The sequence below is a fragment of the Haloarcula halophila genome (genome assembly GCF_029278565.1).
GTDB lineage: Archaea > Halobacteriota > Halobacteria > Halobacteriales > Haloarculaceae > Haloarcula > Haloarcula halophila.
The window spans coordinates 1-26,273 of sequence record NZ_CP119559.1; the positions used below are offsets into that span (position 1 = coordinate 1).

Below are 26,273 nucleotides of genomic sequence, written 5' to 3' on the forward strand. Positions count from 1 at the left end.
GCGGCCGTCGAGGTCAGCGTCGACATGGACCAGACCCGCATCGAGTTCGACGCGCCGACGACCGTGGCGGTCGGCGCACGTTCGCGCCACGAGCGGCCGGCCGCCACGGTGACGACGACGACTGACCCGATGGATATGCTGGCCGCCATCGAGACGTTCGGTTCGGCGCTCAAGACGACCGATCCGGAGCGGTCGTACCCGACGCTTCGGGGACACCCGCCGGCGCTCGAACTCGGGGACTCACTCGATATCCCCGAGACGATCACGCGCCCGGAGACGGGGATCACCCTCGAACTCCCGCCGACGCTCTCGGCCGCCTTCGTCGCCGCACCGCTCGCGTACTACCTCGGCGCCTCTTTGGAGCCGGCGCCGACGCCGCGGTTGACGACCGACGACGGGTTCGAGTATTCCCTCTCCGGACCAGACGGATACGAACGCACGGTCGAGCAGACGCTCAAACAACTGTTCTTCTTCGACTGTGTCACCAGAACCGAAGGGTACTACGAACTCGATCTACACGAGCGCCGGGAGATCGAACCCTCGTCGATATCGACTTCGCCACGCTGTACGACCGTCCGCTCACCGAACAGGTGGCGGCGTATCTCGACGTTCCCTACGAACTGGTCGCGGACCACGTTCCCGAGTGGCGGTTGACGACCCATATCGACCCGGTCGCGGCGAACGCCGAGCAGCTTCCGTTCGTCGTCGACGACCTCGCGATCGTCCGGACGCGCCAGGGGACCGGCCCCAGCGAACCCAGTGTGCCCGCGGAACTCGACGGGGAGTTCACCCGGGACGACGTTATCACCCGATCCACCAGCACCGGAACCGACACGGAGGCCGAGTACGTCGAACCGGGGTCGGCGGACACGCTCGAACAGGCCTGGATCGGCGATAGCATCCCTATCGGCGCGAGCAAACTGACCGCAGACGCGTTCCGCAACCGCCTCGATCGCGACGAGACGGCCGGCGATATCTCGATCACGGTCGTCCAGAACGACGCCCGGATGGACCAGGAGCGCCGCGTCGCCGACGAGGTGTACGGCAACCGCGCCGACCTTCCGTTCGACGTGACCGTCCGCGAGAACTTGACGACCGACGAACTGGCCGACGTGATGGCCACCGAGACGGACTTCTTCCACTACATCGGCCACACCGACCACGAGGGGTTCACCTGCGAGGACGGGAAACTCGACGCCGCGACCGTCGACACCGTCGGCGTCGATACGTTCCTGTTGAACGCGTGTAACTCCTATCACCAGGGGCTCACGCTCATAGAGAACGGCGCGATCGGGGGGATCGTCACCCTCAACGAGATCCTCAACGACGCCGCCATCGAGATCGGGAGTTCGACCGCCCGGCTGCTCAACAGCGGGTTCCCTGCCGGACCGCCCTCACCGTCTCCCGTGAGGTCAGTCCGATGGGTGGGCAGTACATCGTCGTCGGTGACGGCGGAATCACGGTGACACAGGCTCCGAGCGGGACACCGAACCTACTCGATATCACTGAATGCGACGCTGGTTACGAGGCCGAGATAGTTACCTATGCTACTGACGACAGGACTCAGGAGCGTGTTCATGCCGTTCGTTGACGACAATCAGAAATACTTCCTAAGCTCTGGATCGATAGACACGTTCCACGTATCGCACGACGAGCTCCTACGCTTTCTGAATCAGAAGAGGTACCTGTGCGGATAGCCGATAAACTATATTGGAGCACGTCAGCAGAACTGCGGGAGTTGTTGTAGCGTTTCATCCGGTGGACGAGCGAGAACCGCGAACCGGAGCATCGTCTCACGCCGTCTTTATGAATGCTACTACGGGCCGCTGATGGTCGCACCGTTGTTCGCGGCCACGTTCCCAGCCTGTGACAGCAACAGCAGGATGGTGAACAGTGCGCCGATCATTCGTGGGTGGTCAGCCAGGTACTCCTTCATGGTGGTATCGGACATGATACAGGAACTCTGTCAGGGGGAGGATATGTAAAAATATTTGAATAGAACGTACATATTATAGATAAGATTAACGATTAATCAACTCTGAGATACGTGCTTATTTATCAACGGGGCGGCTCCGGCGCTGAGAGTGCGTTTCAGGGCGGTCACCGACGCGTGTTGTTGCCCGGACTGTCACCGCCCCTCGCTGGGTTGCCGGGAATGATAGCGGAGCGATATATAATAGCGACCACCAGTATCGTTTTGTAACTAGCAACTCTGTACGGTAGTAGAGTCACGCATCGATGAACAGACGGCACACCTCCGAGCGCGGTGTGGTCCCGACAGGAGTTCGGGGCCAGCTCCGACGGCGAGACGCCCTGAATCAGCTGCTGGGGATGGGTCGATAATGCCGGACCGACAGACGACTGTCGACCTCTCCCGGTCCGTCCTCCGGGGAAGCTCCGCCACCGGCGACCGCTCCGTCCCGCTGATCCGTACCGAATCGTCCGACTCGCCCGATCCGACACGGACCGAGGTCCCGATTCCGCTGGCGAAGATCGACGACAGAGAGGCCACCCGCATCCTTCACGTGGACGACGATCCACAGATCGGGAACCTCGTCGAGACGTTTCTCGAACGCATCAACGATGACTTCACCGTCGTGACCGAGACCAGCGTCGTCGCCGCGCTGAACAGGCTCAGCGACGAGCAGTTCGACTGTATCGTCAGCGACTACCAGATGCCCACCACCGACGGGCTTGAGTTCCTCGAAATCGTCCGCGAGCAGTACCCCGAACTCCCCTTTATCCTCTTTACCGGGAAAGGAAGTGAGGAGATCGCAAGCGAGGCGATCGTTGCTGGTGTCACCGACTACATGCAAAAGGAGATGGGCACCGACCAGTACGAGGTGCTTGCAAACCGGGTCGAGAACGCGGTTGAGCAGTACCGAACCGAACAGCAGTTCTGGAACGCGCTGTCCTGGTACCAGCGACTCGTCGAGCAGGAGCTTGCCGGGGTCTGTATCATACAGAACCGGGAGTTCGTCTACGTCAACGAGAAACTCGCGGAGACGTTCGGCTACACGCAGGACGAACTCATCGGCGCCAGTCCCGAGCGGCTGACGACCGCGGAGGACCGCGAACGCTTCCTTGATGCCGTTCGTGGCGCCGAGGACGACGATCCGCAGTCGTTCGACACCGAGTTCACGGGTGTCCGCGAGGGCGGGGAGACAGTGACCGCCGAGGTCTCAGGCGGCTCGATCGAGTACGACGGCGAACCGGCCTGGATCGGCGTCCTCCGGGCCGTCGAAGACTGACCTCAGGTCAGATCGACGAACACCTTGATCGCCTCCCGCTCGTCCATCGCGCGGTATCCCTCGGGAACACCTTCGAGATCGACGGTCTTCGTAAACACCGGTGAGGGATCGAGCGTCCCCTGGAGGACGTCCTCCAGCAGGTCGTCGACGTAGGCGCGAACCGGGGCGATACCGCCGGCGAGCGTGACGTTCTTTCCGAACAGCGAATCGACGAGGTCGCCGTCCTCGACCCCGTTGGGGACGCCGACGTAGCCGACGGTCCCGCCCGGCCGGGCGATGTCGATCGCGGTCTCCATGGCCGCGCCCATGCCGACACACTCTATGGCGTGGTCGACGCCGCCGGCGGTGAGCGCCCGTAGTTCCTCGACGGCAGCCTCGCCCCGAGCGGAGATGGTGTCCGTCGCGCCGAAGGATTCCGCGATCTCCAGGCGGTCCTCGTGGTGGCCCAGCGCGACGATGCGGTTCGCTCCCAGTCGTCTGGCTGCCAGCACGGCACAGAGCCCGACCGCGCCGTCGCCGACGACCGCACACGTGCTGCCGGCCTCGACGCCGGCGCTGACCGCCGCGTGGTGGCCGGTACACATCACGTCCGTCAGCGGGAGGACCGACTTCAGCACGTCCTGGTCGTCGGCGTACCGGTCGGGGACCCGGACGAGCGTCCCGTTGGCCTGTGGAACACGGATCTGTTCGCCCTGTGCGCCGTCGGTCGTACTCCCCCAGAACCCGCCGTTCTTACAGGAGGTGTGTAGCCCCTTCCGGCAGTACTCACAGGAGCCACAGCTGATCGAGAAGGGGGCGAACACTCGGTCGCCGGGCTGGACGTGGCGGACCTCCTCGCCGACTTCTTCGACGATTCCCATGGGCTCGTGACCCACGCGAGAGCCCTCCTCGCGGTCGCTTTCGCCGCGGTAGAACCACAGGTCCGAGCCACACACTGCCGTGTGTGTCACCCGGACGACGGCGTCGGTCGGCGATTCGATGGTCGGGTCCGGCACCTCGTCGATGCTGATCTCTCCCGGGCCGTGATAGCGGGCAGCGCGCATGCCAGTCGTTGGGAACCGCCCCACAAAAGCCCGACGGCGACCTGCCGGTCAGGGTCCGGAGACGCACAGTCACAATTCATTTGCCCCGTCCGCACGTACCCCCGGTAATGTCGGAGTGCGACGCCTGTGGCAAGTCAGAGAGTATGCCCTATCAGTGTGGGCACTGTGGCGGGACCTACTGTTCGGAGCACCGGCTCCCCGAGGCCCACGACTGCCCCGGCCTGGAGAACTGGAACGATCCGCAGGCGGTCTTCGAGAGCGGGTTCGACGACAGCGTGAACAACCCCGGCCGCCAGCAATCGGCCGGTCTCGCCGACAGGCTCGGGATCGATACCGGCCCCGGCGGCGTGTTCGGCTACTTCCGCGGGAACATGACCTACGTGTTCCTCGCGGCGATGGCGATCACGTTCGTCCTCGAACACATCGTCGGGCGGCTCGTCCTGGGCATCTCGAACCCCCTCTTCTACTCCCGGTCGGAGCTGTGGCAGTCGATCTTCGTCCTCCACCCGGACAACCCTGCATACGTCTGGACGTGGGTAACGTCGATCTTCTCGCACGACCCCTCGGGCTTTCCACATCCTCGGGAACGGTATCATCATCTACTTCTTCGGCCGCATCGTCGAGCGACAGCTCGGGTCGAAACGGTTCACGGTCTTCTTCCTCGCTTCCGGCGCGCTCGCGGGACTGGGACAGGTCGGGCTCCAGTATATCCAGTCCGGTGGGGGCTACGGCGTCCTCGGGGCAAGCGGCGCTGCACTGGCGATTCTCGCCTTCCTCACCGTCTTGAACCCCGACCTACGTGTCCTGCTGTATTTCCTGATCCCGGTCCCGATCTGGGCGATTACGGGCTTCTATCTGTTGCTCAGTGTCCTGGGAACGTTCGCACCGGGGACCGGCGGGTTACTCGGCGGGAACATCGCACACGCCGCTCACCTCATCGGCCTCGGGATCGGGCTCTGGTACGGGAACCGGATCAAGGGCCAGACGAGCGTCCCACAGCAACTCCAGGTGGGCCGTGGCGGCGGCCCGGGCGGTCCAGGTGGTCCCGGCGGGCCTGGACGCCGGCGGCCGTGACGATGCGGGTCGTCCGTCCCGGGTTCGTTCCGGACCCGTCGCTGTCCCGCGAAGCGATGGAGACGCTCCAGCGCGAGATAGCCGAGACGGCCGTCTTCGAGGACGATCTGTCGGTCGATCCCGAGACCGCGTCCAGCGACAGCGAGCAGACGACACTCTCGGGTGAGGCGGCGAGCGCACCGCTGGTGGCCGGCGTCGATCAGGCGTTCGTCGACGACCGGGCTGTCTCGGCGGTGGTCGTCACGCAGGGCGGTGCGGTCGTCGAACGGGCTCACGCCGTCGAGCGAACCGAGATCCCCTACATTCCTGGCTTGCTCTCGTTCCGGGAGGGCGGTGCGATCCTCGCAGCACTGGAACGACTCGAACACGACCCCGACGTCCTGCTGGTCGACGGCAGCGGTCGGATCCACTTCCGGGAGGCGGGGCTGGCGACACACGTCGGCGTCACCGTCGACGTGCCGACGGTCGGCGTCGCCAAGAACCTCCTCTGTGGCGCGCCCGAGCGACCGCTCGACGGCGGCTTTCCCGAGGGAACCCGCGTCCCGATCCACGCCGACGACGCGATCGAAACGGCGACAGCAGGGACCCACGTCGGCGACGCCGTCCAGACGCGACAGTACGACTCGCCGAACCGCCACGTCAACCCGCTGATCGTCAGTCCCGGCCACCGCGTGAGCGCCGAGACGGCGACGGATCTGGTGCTCGCGACGGCAGCGGGGTACAAACTCCCGGAGCCGACTCGGCTGGCCGACCGGGCGGCCGACGAGGCGAAAACCGAGGTCCCGTGACCGACGGCGACCGGGTGTGCTTAACTGCCCGCGGCGTGTCCCCTCGGACAGACAATGGCGAAGACGGTGCTGATCACGGGTGCGTCCGCGGCAGTGGGGTCGGCGACAGCCGAGGCGTTCCTGGCCGACGACTGGACAGTGTGGGCGACTGCCCCCGACGAGGAGGCGATCGCCGACCTGGCCGAACAGGGCTGTACCACGGCGGAACCAGACGTGACGAACGCCCGCGAGTGCGAACGGGTCGTCGAGGACCTGATCGAGGAGACCGGCCGACTGGACTGTCTGGTCAACGCGGCTTCGATCTCCCGGTTCGGCGCTGTCGAGGATATCTCGACCGAACAACTCCACGAGCAGTTCGACGTCGCCGTCTACGGACCACACAGACTGATTCGGGAAGCGTTGCCCCACATGCGGGCTCGCGAGAACGGGACCGTCGTCAACGTCTCCAGCATCACGGGCCGGCTCTCGACGCCCGGTCGCGGTGCCGACGCCGCGGCGAAGTCCGCGCTCGAAGGGGTGAGCGACGCACTGCGCGTCGAGGCGGACTCGTTCGGCGTCGACGTCGTCGTGGTCGAACCCGGGCCGATCCGGGACGGCGAGGAACCGGCCGAAGCGGAACCCGAGAGCGCGAGCGGCGCCTACGACTGGCTCTACCGGGCACGCGAGGACTCCCGACTGACCGGCGTCCAGGACGCGTTGGGCGTCACTCCCGGAACCGTCGCGCTCGCCGTCCGGGACGCGGCCAACAACAGCGACCCGGAACCGCGCTACCCCGTCGGCGAGGGTGCGAAACTCCTTTTGTTCGCCGAGTACGTCCCCGAGCGGTGGCGCGACACCGCTTTCGGTCTGCTCCGGCAGTTGATGGGTTAGTCCAGACAGGCCCCGACGACGTTCAACAGGCGTTCGCCGCGGACCTCCTCGGCGAACAGCGGGATCCGACGGACGTCGTGGCCCTGGAACAGTTCCTGTGACCGGGCGAGGGCGCGCTGTTGGACCTCCCAGCGGCGCGCACAGAACGAACACTCCGCGTGGTTCGGCCCGGGGATGTCGACCGCTTCGCCGAGCACCTCGCTTGGGTCCTGCATCACGCGGTTGACCACGACAGTGCTGACGGGGACGCCGTACTCACCGAGCCGACCGAGCAACCGTTCGGACTCGACGACCGAGAGTTCTTCGGGAACCATCACGATGCGGAAGTCCGTCCGTGTCGGGTCACGGAGGATGCTCCGCAAGTGTTCGATCCGGTCGCTCAGTTCCCGGAGGTCCTCGATCCCCTGCTCGGCGTCGACCTCCTCGTCGTCGCCGAACATCCCGGTGAGGTTCCCGAGCATGCCCGAGAACCGCTCGCGCATCTGGAGGATCTTCCCGACCATCGAGTCCATCGTCTCGGGGAGTTCGAGCAGTCGGAGCGTGTGGCCGGTCGGTGCGGTGTCGATGACCACCCGATCGAAGCGGTCGTCGTCGACGTAATCGAGCAGCAGTCGCATCGCCGCAGCCTCGTCGGCTCCGGGCATCGATCCGCCGAGTAGGCCGCCCTCGTCGCCGAGCACGTCTTCGCCCGCTCCGGCCTCACCGCCCATCTGGCCGGCACCACCCATCGGCCCGTCGCCGCCAAGCATCTGGCCGAGGCCACCCAGCGCGTCGTCGTCCATCCCGAGTGGCCCCTCGCCGACGGCCGCTTCGGGGTCGATCTCGGCGGCGTACAGCGGGATCTCCTCGCGGATGCGGGTCGGCGTCGCCGGGATATCTGTCTCTAACGTATCAGAGAGGGAGTGTGCGGGGTCCGTCGAGACGACGAGTGTCGCGGTGTCGTCCCGGGCAGACGCCAGTGCCGTGGCCGCCGCACAGGTCGTCTTCCCGACGCCGCCCTTGCCGCCGTAGAGGACGTACTCGGCGGCGTCGACGCCGGTCGGCGCGTCGATACGATCGACAGCTTCGACATCGAGTTCGTGGTCCATGCGCGAGGTAGGCACTGCTGGCCTTGAGTATGTCCCGAAAACAGACCGCGTTATTGCCTGGAGGAGCGGGCTTCGCGGACTTCGGCACCGTCCCGGAGTTTGTCCTCGCAGTTGGGGCAGACGCGTGGCCCGTGAGCCTCGGTTGCCTCGGGTGTGAACACCCGTACGTACTGCTCCGTCACGAATTCACCGCAATTCTGACACTCGGGCATCTCATGAAAGGCTTTCCTCAAAGAATATATGTTTTCTGTTGCCCGCGACATACTCCGATTCAGCGACAACTGTCGAATCCAGCGGCTCACGTCCGGTCACGCCAGAACGTGTCGAGTTGGTCCGCGAGGAACTCCGGGGTCATCCGCGTGAACTCCTCGCGCTCGCCGGCGGGCAGATACGGAAACACGGAGTGTCGTGCGTCGGGGGTGTAGCGTCGGCCGACGAACGCCCGGACGCCCACCTCTTCGGTCCCCCGGATCACCCGCCCGATGGCCTGTCGAGCGCGACGAACCGCGGGGACGGTCAGCGCGTACTCGAAGGCGTTGTCCTCGCCGAAAGCGTCGCCGTAGGCCCGCTGGACCGCCCGGACGCGGGGAGAGCCGATATTCACGAGCGGGACGCCGACGACCGCACAGGTCGACAGTTTCTCGCCGTCGTAGTCGACCCCTCGGTCAGCGTCCCGCGAGTGGAGGTAACCAGGACCTTCCCCGCACCGCGGAAGAACCGTTGTTTTCGGTCTTCCGTTGCTTCGTTGCTGGAGGCTTCGTCGACCAGGACGGCCTTGTCGACGGTCTCCCGAAGGTAGGCCCCGGCCCACGCCGCTTCTCGGTAGTTCGGCATCGCGATCATGACGTTGCCCGGCGAGCGCGCCAGTGCCCGCAGAGCCTGGGCGTACTCGTCGCGGGTCCGGTTCCACTCCTCGCCGAGCGGTTCCATCGCTTCGGGGTCCCCGCGGTTGCGAGCCGTGAAGGGCCGCGCGTCGACGAGATACGACGCCCGGTTCTCCCGCGGGAACGGCAGGTCGTAGGTCGTCGACCGGACCGGGCGCGCGTCCTCGTCATCGCCGTCGGCCGCTGCCAGCGCGTCCAGTCCCGAGACCCGCGTGAACACGTCAAGCGGTTCCAACGTCGCGCTCATCAGGACACCGCCGCCCAGATCGTCGAAGACGTCCCGCAGCGCCGTCGCCGGCATGCAGTTGTAACAGAGCAGTCCCGGCGTGTAGACGGCCTCGTAGTCGGCGTCCGTCTGTCGGGTGTCGGCGGGGGAGTGTTCGAGTTCGATCTCCCGGAGGAACGTCGAGTGGTCCCGTTCCCACCACTGGCCGGCCAGCGCACCGACGGCGGCACAGACCGGCTGGCGCGTCAGTCCCAACTGGTCGATGACGTCCTCGACGGCCGCGCCGACCTGGGCAAGCGTCCGCCAGACGCCGCCGTCGTAGCCCTTCCGTTCGGCCCACTCGGTCAGTTCGTCCCGTTCGACGGCCTCGGGGTCCCGGAGGGGAATCTCCCGGTCCCGGTCGGGGAGCGTCGCCGGGTCGGCCCGCCACCCCTCGTGTTCGGCGTCGAGGAACGACTCGATCCGGTCGTCGAGCCACCGCAGGAGGTCGTCGTAGAATTTCCGGGCCTGGTCGACCGCGTCCAGAGGGACCTCCCGTGCCGAGAGAACGTCCCTGACCTGCCGTTTGTGGTCGGCGCTCTGCTGGGCGCGCTGGACCAGTAGATCGCAGTCGTTGCGGGCCTGTTTGATCGTCTGCTTGCCCAGCCGGTCCGACAGCAGGTCCCGAACCCGTTCTTCGAGGCGGTGGGCTTCGTCGACGACGACGAACGTCGAGTCGTCGAGCACGCCAGACAGCAGGGGCCGGGAACCGGGATCGAACAGGTGGTTGTAGTTCCCGACGACCACGTCGGCCTGATCCAGCATCACACTCATCACCCGGTGGGGGCAGGTGCCCCGCTCGACGGCCGCCGGCAGGTAGTCCTCGATAGTGACGACGTTCTCCGGCCCGGCCGAGAAGTCGACGGGCGACCCTTTGTTCCGGGCGTACCAGTCGGCCTCGAACGGACAGTACAGCGGCGGATCGTCGCCTTCGGCCATCGATTCGGGGGCGCTGGGCTGGCTTGGCCGGTACGGGGAAGCGGCCCCCGCAGTCGCCAGCGTGTCCTCCCCGAGGCGCGTCTGCGTGGCGGCGTCCGGGCGGGCCGCAGCGGCGAGGTCCTGTCCTTTCCTGGGGTCCCACCACTGGTCCTCGTCGTCGATCTCGGCGTCGATCGCGGTCTCGGCGACGGCGGTCCCGTCGCTGCGGCCGTCGTCCTCGACGAGGCGAGCGGTCGCTTCCCGCAGGTCCTCACAGCGCTCGTGTGTGCCCGCGTCATCGGGGAACTTCCCCTCGCGGCCGTACGGACAGAGGTCGCGCTTGCCGACCAGCGCGATGCCGTCCAGGGGTCCTCGATACCGGCGTTGAGCGTCCGCAGGTCGTCGACGAACTGCTGGAGCTGTTGCTTGACGGGTGTCACAACCAGTATCCGGTCGTACAGCTCCGTCTCGCGGACGAGGTGGGCGCCGGCGGTCAGGGCCGCCATCGTCTTTCCGGTGCCACAGGGACCCTCCATGGCGAGAAAGCCCCGGGACTTCCCGGCCTCGATAGCGCGTTCGACGGCGTCTGCCTGGTTTTCGTACGGCTCCGCGAAGCCGAAGTACTCGCGCCAGGACTGGTCGCCGGTCGAGGCCGTCTCTCGCATCGGAACGGGGTTGGGCGTCCCGGTATTTGAACCGCCGGGTTCGGTCCCGTCAGTCGTCGCTCTCGGCCGGGCGCGGGTCGCCTCCCGACTGCTGGTCCTCCAGCAGTTCCGCCCGGTGTTCGTCCAGCCTGGGAGCGCGACCACGCGGTTCGGGCATCGTCTCGGTCATCTTGATCGGGCTGCCCGCGACAGTCATCTCCGCGTCGACACCGGGCTGGGAGACGTCTGCGAGCATGTCGCGGGCGTGGACGTGGGGGTCTTCGAAGATATCCGCGGTCGTCTGGATCGGTGCAGCCGGGACACGACCGTCGAGCAGGTCGACGACGGCGTCGGTCTCGTGCTGGCGGGTCCAGTCGGCGATTTCTCCCCGCAGGTGGTCACGGTTCGCGAGCCGCGACGCCGCGTCGGGGTAGTCGGCAGCCAACTCCGGCCGCTCCATCGCCTCACAGAGGGTCTGCCAGTGACCGTCGGAGAACGCCGCGACGACGGCGTACCCGTCCGCGGTCTCGAAGGCGTCGTAGGGGAACAGTGTCGGGTGGGAGTTGCCCCGCCGTGTGGGGGAGTCCCCGTCACAGGAGTACTGATACACCGTCCGCTCACAGAGCGAGATCATCGCGTCGTACATCGCGGTGTCGACGTACTGGCCCTCGCCGGTCCGCTCGCGGTGGTGGACAGCCGCGAGGATGCCCACGGCGTTGAGCGCGGCGGTGAAGAGGTCGCCCACGCCCGGCCCGACCTTCGTCGGCGGGCCGTCCTCTTGGCCGGTGATCTCCATGACGCCGCCGAGCGCCTGGGCGATGAGGTCGAAGGAGGGCTGCCCCTGTCGTTCGGTCTCGCCCGTGCGCGGATCACCGAACCCCCGGATCGAGGAGTAGATCAACTGTGGGTTGTGCTCCCGCAGCGTCTCGTAGCCACAGTCGAACTGCTCCATCGTCCCCATTTTGAAGTTCTCGACGACCACGTCGGCCCGTTCGACCAGCGAGCGGAACGCGTCGCGGTCCTCGTCGGTCCGCAGATCCAACTCCAGCGAGCGCTTGCCGCGGTTGACACTCTGGAAGTAGCCGCCGTAGGCTTCCGACTCTGGATCTTCGGCGTAGGGCGGGTTCGACCGGATGAGGTCCCCCCCGGGGCGCTCGATTTTTACCACGTCTGCGCCCATATCCGCGAGCAACATCGTACAGTACGGTCCGGCCAGGACCTGGGTCAGGTCGAGCACCCGAAGGTCGGCAAGCGCACCCATAGCGGAGCGAGGAGAGTACTCCTGATAAATCTTGGTGATAAATCATTATAGATTGTATAAGGTGGTTTTATCATTATAAACCATTAACTTTATCTCTCCCCCTCCACCACCACAGGGTACATGCCCCGGACCGTCATCCTCGGCGTGATCGGCTCCGACGCACACGTCGTCGGTATCACGATTCTTGAGCAGGCGCTCTCGGCCGCTGGCTTCGAGGTCGTCAACCTCGGCGTCCAGACCGCACAGGCCGACTTCGTCGCCGCCGCCAAATCCCACGACGCCGAGGCTGTACTGGTCTCCTCACTGTACGGGCACGCCCGGCAGGACTGCGAGGGGTTCCACGACCGCCTCGAAGCGGCCGGACTCGACGTCTGGACGTACGTCGGCGGCAACCTCGCGGTCGGTCAGGACGAGTTCGAGGAGACCCGCCGAACGTTCCGCGGGATGGGTTTCGACCGGGTCTTCGACGCCGAGACCGACCCGGAGGAGGCCATCGCGGCGCTCCGCCAAGACCTGGAGCTGACGACGGCAGAGACAGACCGTGTCAGCGTCGAGGGCTGAGCGATGCCCACAGACAGCCGGCTCGCCGCCGACGAGCTACAGCGCATCGCATCGGAGTTGCGGGACAACTGGCACACCGGCCGGGAAGTCGACTTCGAGGAGGCCGTCGCCTTCCACGAGTCGCTACCCGCCGGCAAGCAGTTCGCCCCCGTTCTCGAATCCGCGGATCGGCCGCTGCTCCAGCCACGCGCCGGCGTCCCCTGCCTCGAAGATCAGATCTCGCTCCTGGAGTACCTCCAGGAGGATGGCGGCGCGGACCTCCTGCCGACGACGATCGACTCGTACACGCGGGACAACGAGTACGAGAAAGCGGAAGAGGGACTCGCGGCCTCCCGAAACGGCGAGGCCGACGAACTAAACGGCTTCCCGGCAGTGAACCACGGGGTCGAGGACTGCCGGCGGCTCGTCCGGGCCCTTGACGCCCCCATCGAGGTGCGCCACGGGACGCCCGACGCCCGCCTGCTGGCGATGGTCACGCTCGCCGGCGGGTTCCAGAGCTTCGAGGGTGGCCCGATCTCCTACAACATTCCCTACACGAAGCGCCACGACCTGGCGACGACGATCGAACACTGGCAGTTCGTCGACCGACTCTGTGGGGCCTACACCGAGCGCGGCGTCACGATCAACCGCGAGCCGTTCGGCCCGCTGACCGGGACCCTGGTCCCGCCCTGTATCGCTATCGCGGTCATGCTGATAGAGGGGAAACTCGCGGCCACGCAGGGTGTTCGCTCGCTGACGCTGGGCTACGGCCAGGTCGGGAACCTCGTCCAGGACGTGGCCGCGCTGCGAGCGTTGCGCTCGCTGGGCGAGGAGTATCTCCCCGACGCCGTGACGGTCACGACTGTCTTCCACGAGTGGATGGGCGGGTTCCCGCCCGACGAGGCCCGCGCCAGCGGCGTCATCGGCCTCGGCGGCGCGACGGCCGCCGTCGCACAACCGGACAAGGTCATCACGAAGTCTCCTCAGGAGTTCCAGGGAGTGCCGACGAAGGAGGCCAACGCGGCCGGCCTCCGCACGACACGACAACTCATCGACATGCTCATCGAACAGGACATCGACCTGGGTGGTATCGACGACGAACAGCGGCTCATCGAGCGGGCGACCCGCGACCTGATGGACGCCGTCATCGACGCCGGCGACGGCGACGTGGCACAGGGCGTCGTCAGAGCCTTCGACTCGGGTGCGCTGGACGTGCCCTTCGCCCCGAGTGACGCGGCGGCGGGCGCGGTCCTGCCGGCGCGTGACGACGACGGCCGGGTCCGGATCTTCGAGTTCGGCGACCTGGCGCTGTCGGCCGAGATCAGGGAGCTACACGCCGCTCGGCTGGGCGAACGCGCCGAGACGGAGGGGAGAGACCAGTCGTTCCGGATGGTCGCCGACGACGTCGACGCCATCAGCGACGGCCGGCTGATCGGGCGGCCCCAGGGGGGTGCCGGCGATGCGGATTGATACCGTCCGCGCGGTCCCCGGGCTCTCCGGGTTCTTCTTCGACGACCAGCGCGCGATCAAGCAAGGTGCGACCCGGGAGGGGTTCGACTACGACGGCCAGCCCGCGACGGCGGGCTTCGACCGCATCCGGGAGGCCGGCGAGTCGCTCATCGTCGAACTCGAACTGGCCGACGGCACGGTCGTCACCGGCGACTGCGCCGCGGTACAGTACTCCGGGGCCGGTGGACGCGACCCGCTCTTCCGGGCCAGCGAGTACCGTCCCGTGGTCGAGGAGAAAGTCGCCGACGAACTGCGAGGGCGGGACGCGACGATGTTCCGCCAGAACGCGACCGTCGTCGAGGATCTCGATCCCGCTCGCTCGGACGGCGACCGCCTCCACACCGCGGTCCGGTACGGCGTCTCCCAGGCGCTCCTGAACGCGGCGGCACGGGCGACCGGACAGACGCCCGCCGGCGTGGTCTCGGCCGCTTACCGGTCCGAAATGGCCGGATCGCCCGTCCCGGTGTTCGGACAGTCCGGCGACGAACGGCGGATCAACGCAGAGAAGATGCTAATAAAGGGTGTCCCCGTTCTCCCGCACGGCCTGTTCAACAGCGTCGAGAAGGTCGGGGCCGACGGGGAGGGGCTCAGGGAGTACGTCGCCTGGCTCCGCGAGCGGACCGACGAACTGGGGCCGGCGACGTACTCGCCACGCTTTCACCTCGACGTCTACGGCATCCTCGGTGAGGTGTTCGAACCGCCGTACGACCGGGACGAGGTCGTCGACTACTTCCGGTCGCTGGCCGAGGCGGCGGGGCCGTACCCGCTCCAGGTCGAGGGACCGATGGACGCCGGCGACCGCGCCGACCAGATCCGTCGGATGGCCCAACTCCGGGACGGGCTGGCCGACGCGGGCGTCGACGTCGACATCGTCGCCGACGAGTGGTGCAACACCTTCGACGACGTGCGGGCGTTCGTCGACGCGGGCGCGGCCGACGTGGTCCAGATCAAGACGCCGGACCTGGGCGGCATCCACCGCTCGGCCGAGGCCGTGCTGTACTGTGACGGGACCGACACTCGGGCGTATCTGGGCGGGACTTGCAACGAGACGGCCACCTCCGCACGTGCCTGTGCGAACGTCGCGCTGGCGACCGATGCGGCCCAAGTGCTCGCGAAGCCCGGTATGGGGTTCGACGAGGGGTTCATGATCGTGACGAACGAGATGCGCCGGACGCTGGCCCGGACAGGCGGAGAGACCACAGACAGCGAACACGCTGACGGACCATACGACGGGACCCGCCCGACGGCCTCTGACGGGGGGACCCGCCGATGACCGACTGGACTGACCCCGACGCTGTCGATCTCTCGGACGAGGAGACGTTCGAGACGCTCTTGGACCGCGCCGAGACACGCGAGAAGGGCCACTACTTCGAGTTCTTCGAGCCCGGCGACGAACTGACCCACGACCCCGGGCTCGTCCTCTCGAAGGCGGGCAGCGAGGACTGGATGGGACAGACGCTCAACCACGACCCGGCCTACTGGCGGCCCGACCGCGCCCGCGACCGGGGGTTCGAGGCGGTCCCGGTCCACCCGGACTATCTCCTGGCCTGCGTGATGGGAGCGACCGTCGAGGACCTCTCGGAGAAGGGCGGCTACTTCCTGGGCCGCGACGACGTGACGATCCACCGGAGCCCGACACCCGGGACAGAACTGGCAGTTTCCTCCACGGTGGTCGAGACGACCCCGTCGTCGTCGCGGCCCGAGTACGGGATCGTCACCTGGGAGACGGTGGGACGGAACCGCGAGACCGGCGACCGATTGGTCAGTTACGAACGAACCAACATGATCCCGCGGCGCGAACCGACCGCCACCGACGGGAGCGGGACCGTCACGGACTCCGGTGACGGCGAGGACGAGAGCACCGCGGGTCCAGCCGTTCCAGACACGCTTGTCACCCCCGAGGGGGGTCACTTCGAGGAGTTCCGGGCCGCGCTCAACCGGGCCGACGAGACCGACGCCGCCGTCGCGTACGCCCACGAACGCGGTCGAACGATGGACGATGGGCTGGTCTCTGGGCTCCCGCTCTCGACGCTCAACACTGCCCGCCAGCACCACAACCGCGACGTGATGACCGACTCGCCGTCGGGGGACATCGTCGCCTACGGCGACGTTACCCGATCCATCGCGCTGGCACACGCCCGGTCGGACGAAGCGACCTACCGCGAGTGGCGCTACGACGCCGAGCGGTTCCACGACTTCGTCACGCTGGGTGATACGATCTACGGGTTCACTCGGGTCCTCGACTGTGACGCCGACGCCGGCCCCGAGCGGGCCGGCGCTGTCACCTTCGAACACGTCGCGTACAACCAGCACCGCACCCCGGTCTACTCCGGCCGGCGAACCGCACTGCTTCAGCGATCCCACCGATGACAGCCACACGACTCTGCCGAACGTTCCAGACCGCACCCGCTGCCGTCCCCCGCGACGACAGCGCGAAGTTCCTCACTTCCGGCCTCACCAGCGACGGGTTCCAGACGCCGGACTGGCTCGTCCCCGACATCGAGGACGGGACCGCCCCGTCGATGAAGGCCGAGGCCGTCGACAACGTGGTCGAACAGCTCCCCGAGTACGCCCCCGACTTCGCCGGGCACGTCCTCCCCCGCGTCGAGTGGGCCTACGACGACCAGCGGTTCCGCGACCGGGGCCGGGAGCAGGTCCGCCGACTGGCCGCCGAAGTCGGCGACCACCTCGACGGGTTCGTCGTCCCGAAAGTGGGACGGATCGACGACGTGCGCGACGCTGCCGGCGTCCTGGCAGCGGCCGAACGCGACGCAGGCCTGGACGACGGCGCGCTCGATATGGCGATCATCTTCGAGACCGCGACGGCCCGTTCTGACCTTCGAGAGATCTGCCAGTTCGCGGCCGACTCGCGGCTGGAGGCCCTGATATTCGGGCCGGTCGACTACACCGCCGAACTGGGCGGGCGGGCGCTGGACGGCGACCGCCCGCGCTGGGACGGCCTGTTGGAGGTGCTCTCGAACGAGACCAGCGCCGCCGGCGTCGCTGCCATCGGCGGCCCGTTCGACCAGTTGTTCCACGAGCGGGCCGGCGTCACCTACTACAACGCCGAGGGGTACGCCGACCAGGTCGAACACGAGGCGACGATCGGCATCGACGGCTCGTGGTCGCTGCATCCGAAACAGACCGCCCAGGCCAACCGCATCCACATGCCACGGAGCGACGAACTGACGGAGGCGCTACGGAAGGTCGAGGCGTTCAACGAGGCGAAACGCGAGGGGACCGGAGCCGTCGTCGTCGACGGACAGATGGTCGACGAGGCGACCTACAGGAACTTCGCCAACACCGTCCAGACGGTTCGGGCGGTCGACGAGACCCATCCCGAACAGACTGCCGAGTACTACGAGGAACGCCTGCTCGACCGGGCGCTGTCGGTCGAACTCCGGTTCAACTGACCGGGACCACTCTCAAGCCCGTCCGGGTCCGAGAGGGTGGTATGAACGCTATCGAGGTCGACGGGCTGACCAGACGCTACGGGGACCTCGTCGCCGTCGACGAGGTCTCCCTGACCGTCTCCGGGGGCGAAATTCTCGGGTTGCTCGGACCCAACGGAGCCGGGAAGTCGACGCTCGTCAACACGCTCTGTACGCTCCTCCGGCCCAGCGAGGGCAGCGCCCGCGTGGCCGGCTACGACGTGGTGGCCGACCCCGACGCCGTCCGCTCGAACATCGGCGTCGTCTTCCAGGAACCGGCCCTGGACGAGGAGCTGACCGGCGTCGAGAACCTGCGTTTTCACGCTCGGCTGTACGGCGTCAGCGGCGAGCACCGCCGCCAGCGTGTCCGGACGGTCCTTGGCCTCGTCGATCTCGCGGACGACGCCGACAAGCGCGTCGGCGAGTACTCCGGGGATGGCTCGCCGACTGGAACTCGCCCGTGGACTCCTCCACGAACCTGCCGTCCTCTTTCTGGACGAACCCACGGTGGGCCTGGACGCCGGCACCCGAAAGACCGTCCGTGAGTACGTCGCTCGGCTCAACCGCGAGGCCGGCGTTACCGTGGTTCTGACGACACACTACATGGAGGAGGCGGACGCCCTCTGTGATCGAGTTGCGATCGTCGACGACGGGCGTATCGTCGCACTGGACACGCCCGCGTCGCTCAAAGCCGACCTCGGTGGCGACGTGGTCAGACTGGGAACTGACCGGCCCGACGCGGTCGCCGAAGCGGTCCGGGGAACGCCGTGGGTCCGGTCGCTGACCGGCCGCGACGACGGCCTCGACGTCGGTGTCGACGACGGGCCGAGCCGCGTCGCGGCACTGGTCACCGCTGCCAGCGGGGTCACCGACGTGACGACGGTCTCGGTGGATCGACCGACGCTGGAACGGGTCTTTCTGTCGCTGACCGGGCGGACGGTCACGGAGGCAGAGGCGGCGGACGGGCAGCAAGCGGCGACGGAATCCGGGGGCGACGACAGTGACTGAAGACAGCTGGCTCCGCCGTGAGGCTGTCGCCGTCTACGGCCTCTGGCGGCGGGATCTCGTTCGCTTCTGGCGAGCGAAGAGCCGCGTCGTCGGCCTGTTGCTCGGCCCGTTTTTCATCCTCGTGTTCTTCGGCTTCGGTTTCCGTGACGTACAGTTCGGCTCCGTCCCGGCCGGCGTGAGTTACCTCGACTACCTCGTCCCGGGTATTCTCGGGTTCACGATGCTGTTCTCGGCCTCTTTCACCGGCCTGGCCGTCCTCTCGGACCGGGAGGTCGGCTTCCTCAAGGAGATCCTGGTCGCGCCCGTCAGTCGGACCGGGATCGTCGTCGGGCGTATCGCCGGGGGCGCGACGACGACACTGTTGCAGTCGCTGCTCATCCTCGTGTTGGCGATTCCCCTGGGGTTTCGGCCGGTCTCGGCAGTCGGCGTCGCCGTCGCCGTCGGGTTCCTCGTGTTGATCGCCGCGACGTTCATCGGTCTGGGGCTTGCGATCGCTTCACAGTTCAAAGACACCCAGGGATACAATCTCATCGTCAACTTCGCGCTGTTCCCGCTTGCATTCCTCTCGGGGGCGTTCTACCCGCTCGGGAACCTCCCGGCACCGTTGCGTGTCGTCGGCTACCTCAACCCGCTGACCTACGGTGTCGACGGGCTTCGGGGGGCGCTGGTCGGTGTCTCACAGCGATCCCTGTCGCTGGACTTCGCGGCGATGCTCGTCGCCAGCGTGATGATGGTCGCCCTGGGGGCGGCGCTGTTCCGCCGCGTCGAGGCGGTCTGATCGCCGGGAGCCTGGACTGCTCTCGACTGCTGCATCTCGCTGTCGAGTGGCGTCGCCCCGATCGCGGTGCAGAGGGTGGGAACTCCTCGGGGCGATCCAGACCCCGTCGTCGACGCGTCGGCCGCTCGAAGCGGGACGACGGCGGTCCGTCGCGCTCCACGGACACTGACCGATAAAGAGTTTTGTCCCGGGGTTCCGAACGGCCATCTATGACCGACTACACCGTCGAGTTCGTGGGGACAGGCGAGGAGCTCACCGTCTCAGACAAGGAGACGATCCTCTCGCGCTGTCTCGAAGAGGGTATCGCACAGGAGTACTCCTGTCGGGTCGGAATGTGCCTGGCCTGTTCAGCCGAGATTCTCGAAGGTGAGGTCGTCCAGCCGGCCGCACGCGGACTGACAGAGCAGGAACGGGAGTCGTACGCGCTCACGTGTATGGCCCGCCCGGCTTCCGATCTCGTGCTGGATCGTGGCGAGTATCCGCCGAGCATCGATCAGGCCGGTGTGGCGGATGATACCGATACTGTGGCCGCCGACGATTAACTGACTGAACGTCGCGTTTCTCCCCTTCAAGTCACGTACGTAGCAACTCTTCGGCGGTCGATCGACGTGTCCGTTCGGTTCTTGCCTGTTCGTGTCGGTCGAGTTGCGAAGGACAGATGATATAAGCGAGTGTCTCGTATATCATGCTGACTGTAGCGTCAGCGGACGGCCGTCGACCACCCACACACGTTCCCAACTATGACCAGCCGCGTATACAGACTTCATTCGACACTCGAACTGCCACTCGAAGACGCCTACGATTTCTTTGAGGATCCAGACCTGCCACCTGGCGTCGCTGACGTCGACATCACCCGACGGAACAACACTCTCATCGTCAGTGCCGTCGCGGACGACGACAGCATGAGCAAGTACACGCCGACTGCACAGCTCAAAGCCAGCGTCACCGAAAACCGTGTCTACGAGGAAGACCCCGACGAGATGGGGCCGCCCGGCGCGGCAAGCACCGGAAGTACCGGCGGTGGGCCACAGTGGGGAGCTCTCGAAGAGGAAGAGGAAGAGATCGAATCGGAACTCGTCGAGTACGCCTGCTTCAAGGGGGATCGCGAGACGGTGCTCCAGAACACCGCGCTCCAGTACGAGATGTTCGAGGTCCTCTGTGAGGTCGCCAAGATCGCCGAGAAAGGGACGTTGACAGCGATCGCCGCCGTCGACGAGGAACTGGAAGCGGTACGGATCGTCGACGGGGAAGAGCGCCCTGCTGTCATCAACGTCGCCGAAGAGCCACGAGACGACGAGGATAAAGACGGCGTCAACTGGCGCGACAACGAGTTCATCAACTGAGACGCCCTCCTCTGGTCGGCTTTTCGCTCTGTCGCTCGGTGACGGTCTCCGCGACGTTCTCGTTCAGTATCGAGACCCGTCCACTCGTGGCTATCACGACGATGGGAGTCCCGAGAGCGACCCGTCGGCGACACGCTCGGCGATCGCGAACGTGACGTTCGCCTCGATGTAGGCGGCGACGACGATGAGCAGACAGGAAACGGCGACGAGCCATCCCGCCTCTCTGAGGTCTCGTTCGGTCAGTAACTCGGCTTCGGTCCCGCGAATGTAGCGGACCGTCAGGCGACCGAAGCGGAGTCCGATCGCGGCGACGACGAGCAACGCCGGGATCTCGATGATACCGTGTGGCAAAAGCAGCGCGAGGATCACGATCGGCGACAGTTCCTGACCGGCGAGTCCGACGACGACACCGATGAGAAGCCCGTTCAGTACCAGGCCGAGGATCGTGACGATACCGATCGAGACGGCCCCGAGCAACATGACGAACACCGCCGTCAGATTGTTCACGGCGATCGAGACGGTGGTGATCTCCGACGGGAGAAAGGGGGTCGACCCGGCCCCGCCCCCGGCAGGGAGCGCATCCAGCGGGATCGCGTTACCAAGCACTAACCCCAACAGCGTACTTCCACCGAGGATCAACGCCGCAGCGGGGACGTACAGCGCCAGCCACCGCCGAGCGATCTCGCCGGGAGAGGACTGCGGCCCGTACATTACGCTCTCGGAATACGTCGTAGACAGCTATAGGTTTCGGGGTCTACCGCCCAACGACGCGTGCCTCCCGCTCACACATCTGTCGACGGAACAAAAAATACTTACTACGTCTAATTATATCTCATTACACGATGTCCAAGACAACTGAGTTCCCGGACTATCTCGACGTCGACTACAGCGACGGCGAGGGCGAGTCGCCAGCGGACTACCCGACAGTCAACCACAAGATCGAGAAGGCCATCGAGGTCACCAAAAAGGGCCTCGAACAGTACGAGAACCCCGTCGTGATGTGGACCGGCGGGAAGGACTCGACGCTCACGCTGTACTTCGTCAAGGAGGTCGCGGACCGCTTCGATCTCGAAGTGCCGCCGGTCGTGTTCATCGATCACTATCAGCACTTCGACGAACTCATCGAGTTCGTCGAGCACTGGGCCGAGGAGTGGGATCTGGATGTCATCTGGGCTCGCAACACCGACGTCGGCGACTACGTCGACGAGAACGGCCTCGAACCTGGCGACGATATCCCCGTCGACGCCCTCTCGGAACACAACCAGCACCACATCCGGAACATCCTCGAATACGAGGAAGAGACGTTCCCGTTCCTGCTCGACACGTACGTCGGCAACCACCTGCTGAAGACCGTCGCGCTCAACGACACCATCGAGGAGCACGACGTCGACGGTATCATCTCGGGTATCCGCTGGGACGAACAGGAGTCCCGCGCCGACGAGACGTTCTTCTCGCCGCGCCACGACCCCGACATCTACCCGCCCCACGACCGCGTCCAGTCGATCCTTCAGTTCGCAGAGCCGGACGTCTGGGAAGCCTTCTGGAACTTCGTCGTGCCGGACACCGTCGAGGGGTACCCCGACGACGGCTACGTCCCGCAGGGGCAGGACGACCTGCCCGAGGGAATCGAGAAGGAAGACGTTCCCGTCTCGCCGAAGTACTTCGCTGGCTTCCGATCGCTGGGGAGCGAGGTCAGCACGGACAAGTCCGCCGAAGAGCCCGCGTGGCTCCAGGACATGGCGAACACGACCGAGCGCGCCGGCCGCGCCCAGGACAAAGAGGACCTGATGGAGCGCCTGCGCGATCTCGGCTACATGTAAGCTTGCCGGCCCTGTCGAGATCCGGCCGCGCGGTCAGTCGGTGTCGTCGGGCACGGCTCGGTCCGTCTCCCGCCCGACCTCTCTGACGAACGCGAGGAAGTTATCGAACAACTGTTTCGCCTCGCAGGCGGCGTCGTAGTTCTCGTCGGTGATCCCGTCCAGCACGGCAGCGATCCGTTCGTCGGTCAACTGGTCATCTTTCCCCTCGGTCACGGTACGGGCGGTCGCTCTGTCGTACTCCGGGTGGAACTGCACGGCGAAGACACGGCCCTTCCGGAACCCGTGGATCCCGTAGTCGTTCCGGGCGAACACCGTCGCTCCGGGTGGTGCTTCGGTGACACTGTCGGAGTGTGTCGTGAAGACGACGAAGTCGTCGTCGACCCCTTCGAGGAGCCGGTTTCGCCCGTCCTGCTGGACCGTCCGATACCCGATTTCGTACTCCCCCATCGGCTCGACACGGCCCCCGAGGACGTTCGCCAGGAGCTGGTGCCCGTAACAGACACCGAGAAACGGCATCCCAGTCTCGATGGCCTCGCCGACCCACTCTTTCAGCCGCCCGATCCAGGGCTCGTCCCAGTAGACCGAGGCCGACGAGCCGGTCACGACGCATCCGTCGAAGGCGAACGTCTCGGGCAGTTCGCCGGACGGACAGTGGTACTCGACGAGTTCGGCGTCGATCTCACGCCGGAAGTTGCGTCGGGTGTCCTCGGCGGCGTGTGCGGCATTCAGGAGTGCGAGCCGTGGCGAGGGCATCGGCTGTGCTTACGATCTCGACGCACAAGTGACCCGGTGTTCTGTCACAACTTGCCACACCGGTGATCGACAGTGTGGTCTCCGTCCCGTCTCACGGATCAGACCCTCCTAGAGACGCTGTTGGACGGTCCCGACCCCCCGATATCACGCTCCAGTCTGTCGGCCTGTGCGAGCCGGCGGTCCCGTGCTTCGCTCACCGTCACCGTCTCTTGCTCTATCGCCCCGGACAGTGGCTCGTACGCCGAGAGATCGAACCCGAACGTTCCGAGGTACGACCGGAGCGCCCGGGAGTCGAGGCCGTCCCGGATCGCGGCCTCGGTGTGGTCCACGACAGTCTGGAACGGTGGCAGCCCGACTGTGTCGCCGCCCGGCCCGATTGCTCCGAGGTCGGGGTCGGTCTCGTCGTGGATCACGACGTCGGCATCCCGGAGTTGTTCGACGATCGAACCGATATCGTCGGCGAGCCGGACGATCTGGCTCGGTAGCGCGGTGTCGGGCGAGCGCCACTCGACCGTCCCGAACTCGCTCCGGAGCTGTACCGGGGTCCACACTGCACTCTCGGGTTCGAAACTATCCTCGACTGTCGCCCGGTCCAGCCCCACGTCCAGGCTCGACTGCACGAACGCCTCGTAACAGCGGTCGAGACGACCCTCCCACTCCGCAGCGTCCTCGACGTACGGCCAGAGTACGCCCTGGTTCGGGAGGCCGTCGTAGGCGAGCCAGCGGTAGAGCTTCGACCGGGCGCCGTTCGCCACGGGTTGTCCCCGGAAGTGCCGCGCCGAGTTGACCAGTGCGAGGGCGGGGTCCATCGCGATGAGCGTGTTCAATTGGTCGACCTTCCGTCCGGGGAGTTGCTCGAAGTGGAGATGTGTCCCAGCGCAGTGACGGACGTACTCGAAGTCCGTCCCGACGACAGCGTTCTGGATCCGTGTCCGCTCGCTGGGGAGTTCCCGGACCTCCTCGGCGTTGAGGGGTGTCGCGAGCGGGACGAGCCGTTTGTCGAGTTCACGAGCGCGGTCCAGCACGCGCTGGACACGCTCGAACAGTTCCGCTTCGAGTTGTGCGGTCGTCTCGCAGGGTGTCGTCTTGACTTCGAGCATCGGCCGGACGAACTCCCGTTCTGCACCCGGGGATGCGTCGACCAGTCCCTCCGGTTCCACGAGGCGCCCGTCCTCGTCGATCACCCAATACTCGACCTCGATGCTCCGTCTGATCTGATCTCTCGATGGCACAGTCTGTGGCATTCGTCTCGCAGCGAGCACCCGTCCCGCAGGACGCGTGTGGTCTCCATCCGTCGACCCGGGACCGCAACCGACGCTCGGCCCGCGGGCAGCGGCCGTTCACCAGTGATACGCCGGTCGCTGGGTTATCGTGTGGCGCTCACTCGGTGGTGCATGTCAAATCGTACCACGATACTCCGGTAAGAGTTCTTCGACTAATTTCTTCACAATACCTTATATACAACTCATGTTCGCGGGAAAACTCGCTCATCCGGACAACGATTACCGCGATAGTTGGTTGTCTGGTTCTTTTCGTACGTACCGTCCGTAGCTACGGTTACCGCCGGCGTTCGACCGGCCTGTCGCCGCCACGGTCATCTCGTTCGCGTTCGCTGTCGCCCCCATAGACGACTACGCCCTCCAGTCGTTCGGCACCGCGGCCATCCTCGCCGGTGGGGTCGTCGTGATCGGCCACACGATCGGCTACCCGTAGGGCAACGTCGGCTTCTTCGGCGTGGCGGTCGGCCTGGCGATCAGCCTCCTGGGGCTGTTCCAGCAGGTCACGACGACAGCCTGACGCCGTGTCACGGAAACACTCAACTCGGTCCGGGGCGCACCCTCTCCCATGTCCGCCGCGTACGATTGGCTCACACTGGACGACGACGAGGAGATCGTCTGGGAGGGCCAGCCCTCCAGTGAATCGCTGTACGGCACCTACATCGTCGGTGCGCTCCTGATCCCGCTCGTCGGACTGGGACTGCTCGTCATCTTCGGGGGGTACCTGACGATGACCCACACCGATTACGTCATCACGACAAAGGGTGTCTACAAGAAAAGCGGCATCCTCAGCCGCTCGGTCGCCGAGATCGAGTACGAGAAGGTCCAGAACACCGCCTACTCCGCGGGACCGATCGGTCGTTCGCTGGGGTACGGGACCGTCGAGATCAGCACCGCCGGTGGCTCCGGAGTCGAGATGACGCTCCGTGGTGTCGAGGACCCACAGGCCGTCCAGAAGCAACTCTCTCGGCGTGTCACGCAGGTCCAGGGGACCGAGTCCGAGGAGGAAGAGTCGACCGCCGACGTTCTCGACGAGATCCTGGCCGAACTCCGCGCGATCCGCCAGTCGCTCGACGACGGCTCACGGCCGCCGACCGGCGACCAGCCGCGGGACAGATGAGCGACGTAGAGTGGCTCCCGGCGGCCGGCGACGAACACATCGTCTGGCAGGGTCGGCCCCGCAACCGGGTCGTCCTCCAGGGACTCGCCGTCGGTGTCCTCACTGGGGCCGTCGTCGCCGCTGTCGCCGTCGAACTCGTCGCTTCCGGGACACTCTCGCTCGTCGGTGGCCTCGCTGTCGGGGTCCCGATCGCGGTACTGGCGGTCGCCGTGCCCACCGGAGCGGTGTGGCTCTGGCGACGGACGACCCACTACGTTCTGACTGAACGGGCGCTCTATCACCGAACCGGCGTCCTCTCGGTCACGGTGACCGAACTCCCACTGGGGAAGATCCAGAACACCGCCTACGACCTGTGGATGCTCGGCGTCGTCTTCGGCCACGGAACCGTCACCGTCGATACAGCCAGCAGTGAGGGAGCGGAACTCACACTGCGGGCGCTGGACGACCCCGACGACGTTCACCGGCAGATCAGTGCGTATCTAAAGCGGTTTCAGGGTGGTACTGACGACCTTCCCGGGACGCTCGACCAGTGGCGTGCCGTCCTCAGAGAGACACGGCGGATCAGGCGGCTGACCGCTGACGCGGACTCAGGAGGCAGTTAGCGTCTT

General features: G+C 66.2%; 27 protein-coding genes and 2 pseudogenes. 19 read left to right on the plus strand and 10 right to left on the minus strand.

Annotated features, from left to right (window positions below; all coding sequences use genetic code 11):
* Positions 1 to 24: 24 nt before the first annotated feature.
* Both P0204_RS20960 and P0204_RS20965 read left to right on the plus strand, forming a co-directional pair.
* Positions 25 to 654 carry a hypothetical protein gene (locus tag P0204_RS20960; protein ID WP_336406459.1) on the plus strand — a complete coding sequence of 210 codons (630 nt, stop codon included), beginning with the start codon at positions 25 to 27 and terminating at the stop codon, positions 652 to 654.
* On the plus strand, positions 591 to 1,466 hold the full coding sequence (locus P0204_RS20965; RefSeq protein WP_336406460.1) for a hypothetical protein: 876 nt from the start codon (positions 591 to 593) through the stop codon (positions 1,464 to 1,466). The genes P0204_RS20960 and P0204_RS20965 overlap by 64 nt, the downstream gene beginning before the upstream one ends.
* Before the next feature lie 350 nt (positions 1,467 to 1,816).
* On the opposite strand, the gene P0204_RS00010 is transcribed toward P0204_RS20965, so the two are convergent.
* The gene (locus P0204_RS00010) at positions 1,817 to 1,951 is read right to left on the minus strand and encodes a DUF7503 family protein (protein WP_276220718.1); all 135 of its coding nucleotides are present in this window, start codon (positions 1,949 to 1,951) and stop codon (positions 1,817 to 1,819) included.
* A 391-nt stretch (positions 1,952 to 2,342) separates the two neighbouring features.
* Here P0204_RS00010 and P0204_RS00015 point away from each other — a divergent pair, with 391 nt between their 5' ends.
* Positions 2,343 to 3,251, plus strand: coding sequence for a response regulator (locus tag P0204_RS00015; protein ID WP_276220720.1), 909 nt, complete (start codon positions 2,343 to 2,345; stop codon positions 3,249 to 3,251).
* A gap of 2 nt (positions 3,252 to 3,253) precedes the next feature.
* Here the strand turns inward: P0204_RS00015 and P0204_RS00020 are convergent, their stop codons facing one another.
* Positions 3,254 to 4,294 carry a zinc-dependent alcohol dehydrogenase family protein gene (locus P0204_RS00020; protein WP_276220722.1) on the minus strand — a complete coding sequence of 347 codons (1,041 nt, stop codon included), beginning with the start codon at positions 4,292 to 4,294 and terminating at the stop codon, positions 3,254 to 3,256.
* A 107-nt stretch (positions 4,295 to 4,401) separates the two neighbouring features.
* Here P0204_RS00020 and P0204_RS00025 point away from each other — a divergent pair.
* From P0204_RS00025 to P0204_RS00035, 3 genes and pseudogenes are all read left to right on the plus strand, one after another.
* Positions 4,402 to 5,368 (plus strand): annotated as a pseudogene (locus P0204_RS00025) (rhomboid family intramembrane serine protease).
* 2 nt (positions 5,369 to 5,370) lie between these two features.
* Positions 5,371 to 6,156, plus strand: a complete 786-nt coding sequence (locus P0204_RS00030) for an endonuclease V (RefSeq protein WP_276223294.1) — start codon at positions 5,371 to 5,373, stop codon at positions 6,154 to 6,156.
* Between the two features lie 54 nt (positions 6,157 to 6,210).
* Entirely contained in the window at positions 6,211 to 7,026 is an 816-nt protein-coding gene (locus P0204_RS00035) for an SDR family NAD(P)-dependent oxidoreductase (RefSeq protein WP_276220791.1), read from the plus strand.
* Here P0204_RS00035 and P0204_RS00040 read toward each other — a convergent pair.
* The 4 genes and pseudogenes from P0204_RS00040 to mct form a co-directional block, all read right to left on the minus strand.
* Positions 7,023 to 8,114 carry an ArsA family ATPase gene (locus tag P0204_RS00040; protein WP_276220726.1) on the minus strand — a complete coding sequence of 364 codons (1,092 nt, stop codon included), beginning with the start codon at positions 8,112 to 8,114 and terminating at the stop codon, positions 7,023 to 7,025. The two genes, P0204_RS00035 and P0204_RS00040, sit on opposite strands and share 4 nt — an antisense overlap.
* Positions 8,115 to 8,164: 50 nt before the next feature.
* Positions 8,165 to 8,326 (minus strand): DUF7563 family protein, encoded by a 162-nt coding sequence (locus tag P0204_RS00045; RefSeq protein WP_276220728.1) that lies wholly within the window; start codon positions 8,324 to 8,326, stop codon positions 8,165 to 8,167.
* An 86-nt stretch (positions 8,327 to 8,412) separates the two neighbouring features.
* Positions 8,413 to 10,846, minus strand: a pseudogene (locus P0204_RS00050) (ATP-dependent DNA helicase).
* A 49-nt stretch (positions 10,847 to 10,895) separates the two neighbouring features.
* Positions 10,896 to 12,086, minus strand: a complete 1,191-nt coding sequence (gene mct, locus P0204_RS00055; RefSeq protein WP_276220793.1) for a succinyl-CoA:mesaconate CoA-transferase — start codon at positions 12,084 to 12,086, stop codon at positions 10,896 to 10,898.
* 120 nt (positions 12,087 to 12,206) lie between these two features.
* Between mct and glmS the strand changes: the two genes are divergently transcribed.
* From glmS to P0204_RS00105, 10 genes are all read left to right on the plus strand, one after another.
* Positions 12,207 to 12,647: a methylaspartate mutase subunit S gene (gene glmS / locus P0204_RS00060; RefSeq protein WP_276220731.1), complete on the plus strand. Its 441-nt coding sequence runs from the start codon at positions 12,207 to 12,209 to the stop codon at positions 12,645 to 12,647.
* A gap of 3 nt (positions 12,648 to 12,650) precedes the next feature.
* Positions 12,651 to 14,096 carry a methylaspartate mutase subunit E gene (locus tag P0204_RS00065; protein ID WP_276220733.1) on the plus strand — a complete coding sequence of 482 codons (1,446 nt, stop codon included), beginning with the start codon at positions 12,651 to 12,653 and terminating at the stop codon, positions 14,094 to 14,096.
* Positions 14,086 to 15,408, plus strand: a complete 1,323-nt coding sequence (locus P0204_RS00070; protein ID WP_276220736.1) for a methylaspartate ammonia-lyase — start codon at positions 14,086 to 14,088, stop codon at positions 15,406 to 15,408. The genes P0204_RS00065 and P0204_RS00070 overlap by 11 nt, the downstream gene beginning before the upstream one ends.
* Positions 15,405 to 16,505 (plus strand): 2-methylfumaryl-CoA hydratase, encoded by a 1,101-nt coding sequence (gene mch / locus P0204_RS00075; protein ID WP_276220737.1) that lies wholly within the window; start codon positions 15,405 to 15,407, stop codon positions 16,503 to 16,505. The genes P0204_RS00070 and mch overlap by 4 nt, the downstream gene beginning before the upstream one ends.
* Positions 16,502 to 17,548, plus strand: a complete 1,047-nt coding sequence (citE, locus tag P0204_RS00080) for an L-malyl-CoA/beta-methylmalyl-CoA lyase (protein WP_276220795.1) — start codon at positions 16,502 to 16,504, stop codon at positions 17,546 to 17,548. Before mch ends, citE begins: the two co-directional genes overlap by 4 nt.
* 41 nt (positions 17,549 to 17,589) lie before the next feature.
* Positions 17,590 to 18,111, plus strand: coding sequence for an ABC transporter ATP-binding protein (locus P0204_RS00085; protein ID WP_276220797.1), 522 nt, complete (start codon positions 17,590 to 17,592; stop codon positions 18,109 to 18,111).
* On the plus strand, positions 18,002 to 18,574 hold the full coding sequence (locus P0204_RS00090; RefSeq protein WP_276220798.1) for a DrrA family ABC transporter ATP-binding protein: 573 nt from the start codon (positions 18,002 to 18,004) through the stop codon (positions 18,572 to 18,574). The genes P0204_RS00085 and P0204_RS00090 overlap by 110 nt, the downstream gene beginning before the upstream one ends.
* Positions 18,567 to 19,352, plus strand: coding sequence for an ABC transporter permease (locus P0204_RS00095; RefSeq protein WP_276220740.1), 786 nt, complete (start codon positions 18,567 to 18,569; stop codon positions 19,350 to 19,352). Before P0204_RS00090 ends, P0204_RS00095 begins: the two co-directional genes overlap by 8 nt.
* Positions 19,353 to 19,561: 209 nt before the next feature.
* Positions 19,562 to 19,894: a 2Fe-2S iron-sulfur cluster-binding protein gene (locus P0204_RS00100; RefSeq protein WP_276220743.1), complete on the plus strand. Its 333-nt coding sequence runs from the start codon at positions 19,562 to 19,564 to the stop codon at positions 19,892 to 19,894.
* A gap of 198 nt (positions 19,895 to 20,092) precedes the next feature.
* Positions 20,093 to 20,695 carry a DUF7110 family protein gene (locus P0204_RS00105; protein WP_276220744.1) on the plus strand — a complete coding sequence of 201 codons (603 nt, stop codon included), beginning with the start codon at positions 20,093 to 20,095 and terminating at the stop codon, positions 20,693 to 20,695.
* Positions 20,696 to 20,788: 93 nt separating this feature from the next.
* Here P0204_RS00105 and P0204_RS00110 read toward each other — a convergent pair whose 3' ends face one another.
* Positions 20,789 to 21,406 (minus strand): stage II sporulation protein M, encoded by a 618-nt coding sequence (locus P0204_RS00110; RefSeq protein WP_276220747.1) that lies wholly within the window; start codon positions 21,404 to 21,406, stop codon positions 20,789 to 20,791.
* 131 nt (positions 21,407 to 21,537) lie between these two features.
* Between P0204_RS00110 and P0204_RS00115 the strand changes: the two genes are divergently transcribed.
* Positions 21,538 to 22,515: a phosphoadenosine phosphosulfate reductase family protein gene (locus tag P0204_RS00115; protein WP_276220748.1), complete on the plus strand. Its 978-nt coding sequence runs from the start codon at positions 21,538 to 21,540 to the stop codon at positions 22,513 to 22,515.
* A 33-nt stretch (positions 22,516 to 22,548) separates the two neighbouring features.
* On the opposite strand, the gene P0204_RS00120 is transcribed toward P0204_RS00115, so the two are convergent.
* The 3 genes from P0204_RS00120 to P0204_RS00130 form a co-directional block, all read right to left on the minus strand.
* On the minus strand, positions 22,549 to 23,268 hold the full coding sequence (locus P0204_RS00120; RefSeq protein ID WP_276220749.1) for a type 1 glutamine amidotransferase: 720 nt from the start codon (positions 23,266 to 23,268) through the stop codon (positions 22,549 to 22,551).
* Between the two features lie 98 nt (positions 23,269 to 23,366).
* A complete protein-coding gene (locus P0204_RS00125) occupies positions 23,367 to 24,512 on the minus strand; it encodes a glutamate-cysteine ligase family protein (protein WP_276220750.1) in 1,146 nt (381 codons plus the stop codon).
* 313 nt (positions 24,513 to 24,825) lie between these two features.
* Positions 24,826 to 24,963, minus strand: a complete 138-nt coding sequence (locus P0204_RS00130; protein ID WP_276220751.1) for a hypothetical protein — start codon at positions 24,961 to 24,963, stop codon at positions 24,826 to 24,828.
* A gap of 150 nt (positions 24,964 to 25,113) precedes the next feature.
* On the opposite strand from P0204_RS00130, the gene P0204_RS00135 reads away from it, so the two are divergent.
* Positions 25,114 to 25,665: a PH domain-containing protein gene (locus P0204_RS00135; RefSeq protein ID WP_276220752.1), complete on the plus strand. Its 552-nt coding sequence runs from the start codon at positions 25,114 to 25,116 to the stop codon at positions 25,663 to 25,665.
* Positions 25,662 to 26,267, plus strand: a complete 606-nt coding sequence (locus tag P0204_RS00140; protein WP_276220753.1) for a PH domain-containing protein — start codon at positions 25,662 to 25,664, stop codon at positions 26,265 to 26,267. The genes P0204_RS00135 and P0204_RS00140 overlap by 4 nt, the downstream gene beginning before the upstream one ends.
* The last annotated feature ends 6 nt before the right edge of the window (positions 26,268 to 26,273 follow it).

Coding starts and splice junctions, on each gene's coding strand:
- P0204_RS20960 (WP_336406459.1), top strand. CDS start 25: ATGGACCAGACCCGCATCGAGTTCGACGCGCCGACGACCGTGGCGGTC.
- P0204_RS00010 (WP_276220718.1), bottom strand. CDS start 1,951: ATGTCCGATACCACCATGAAGGAGTACCTGGCTGACCACCCACGAATG.
- P0204_RS00015 (WP_276220720.1), top strand. CDS start 2,343: ATGCCGGACCGACAGACGACTGTCGACCTCTCCCGGTCCGTCCTCCGG.
- P0204_RS00020 (WP_276220722.1), bottom strand. CDS start 4,294: ATGCGCGCTGCCCGCTATCACGGCCCGGGAGAGATCAGCATCGACGAG.
- P0204_RS00030 (WP_276223294.1), top strand. CDS start 5,371: ATGCGGGTCGTCCGTCCCGGGTTCGTTCCGGACCCGTCGCTGTCCCGC.
- P0204_RS00035 (WP_276220791.1), top strand. CDS start 6,211: ATGGCGAAGACGGTGCTGATCACGGGTGCGTCCGCGGCAGTGGGGTCG.
- P0204_RS00040 (WP_276220726.1), bottom strand. CDS start 8,114: ATGGACCACGAACTCGATGTCGAAGCTGTCGATCGTATCGACGCGCCG.
- P0204_RS00045 (WP_276220728.1), bottom strand. CDS start 8,326: ATGCCCGAGTGTCAGAATTGCGGTGAATTCGTGACGGAGCAGTACGTA.
- mct (WP_276220793.1), bottom strand. CDS start 12,086: ATGGGTGCGCTTGCCGACCTTCGGGTGCTCGACCTGACCCAGGTCCTG.
- glmS (WP_276220731.1), top strand. CDS start 12,207: ATGCCCCGGACCGTCATCCTCGGCGTGATCGGCTCCGACGCACACGTC.
- P0204_RS00065 (WP_276220733.1), top strand. CDS start 12,651: ATGCCCACAGACAGCCGGCTCGCCGCCGACGAGCTACAGCGCATCGCA.
- P0204_RS00070 (WP_276220736.1), top strand. CDS start 14,086: ATGCGGATTGATACCGTCCGCGCGGTCCCCGGGCTCTCCGGGTTCTTC.
- mch (WP_276220737.1), top strand. CDS start 15,405: ATGACCGACTGGACTGACCCCGACGCTGTCGATCTCTCGGACGAGGAG.
- citE (WP_276220795.1), top strand. CDS start 16,502: ATGACAGCCACACGACTCTGCCGAACGTTCCAGACCGCACCCGCTGCC.
- P0204_RS00085 (WP_276220797.1), top strand. CDS start 17,590: ATGAACGCTATCGAGGTCGACGGGCTGACCAGACGCTACGGGGACCTC.
- P0204_RS00090 (WP_276220798.1), top strand. CDS start 18,002: ATGGCTCGCCGACTGGAACTCGCCCGTGGACTCCTCCACGAACCTGCC.
- P0204_RS00100 (WP_276220743.1), top strand. CDS start 19,562: ATGACCGACTACACCGTCGAGTTCGTGGGGACAGGCGAGGAGCTCACC.
- P0204_RS00105 (WP_276220744.1), top strand. CDS start 20,093: ATGACCAGCCGCGTATACAGACTTCATTCGACACTCGAACTGCCACTC.
- P0204_RS00110 (WP_276220747.1), bottom strand. CDS start 21,406: ATGTACGGGCCGCAGTCCTCTCCCGGCGAGATCGCTCGGCGGTGGCTG.
- P0204_RS00115 (WP_276220748.1), top strand. CDS start 21,538: ATGTCCAAGACAACTGAGTTCCCGGACTATCTCGACGTCGACTACAGC.
- P0204_RS00120 (WP_276220749.1), bottom strand. CDS start 23,268: ATGCCCTCGCCACGGCTCGCACTCCTGAATGCCGCACACGCCGCCGAG.
- P0204_RS00125 (WP_276220750.1), bottom strand. CDS start 24,512: ATGCCACAGACTGTGCCATCGAGAGATCAGATCAGACGGAGCATCGAG.
- P0204_RS00135 (WP_276220752.1), top strand. CDS start 25,114: ATGTCCGCCGCGTACGATTGGCTCACACTGGACGACGACGAGGAGATC.
- P0204_RS00140 (WP_276220753.1), top strand. CDS start 25,662: ATGAGCGACGTAGAGTGGCTCCCGGCGGCCGGCGACGAACACATCGTC.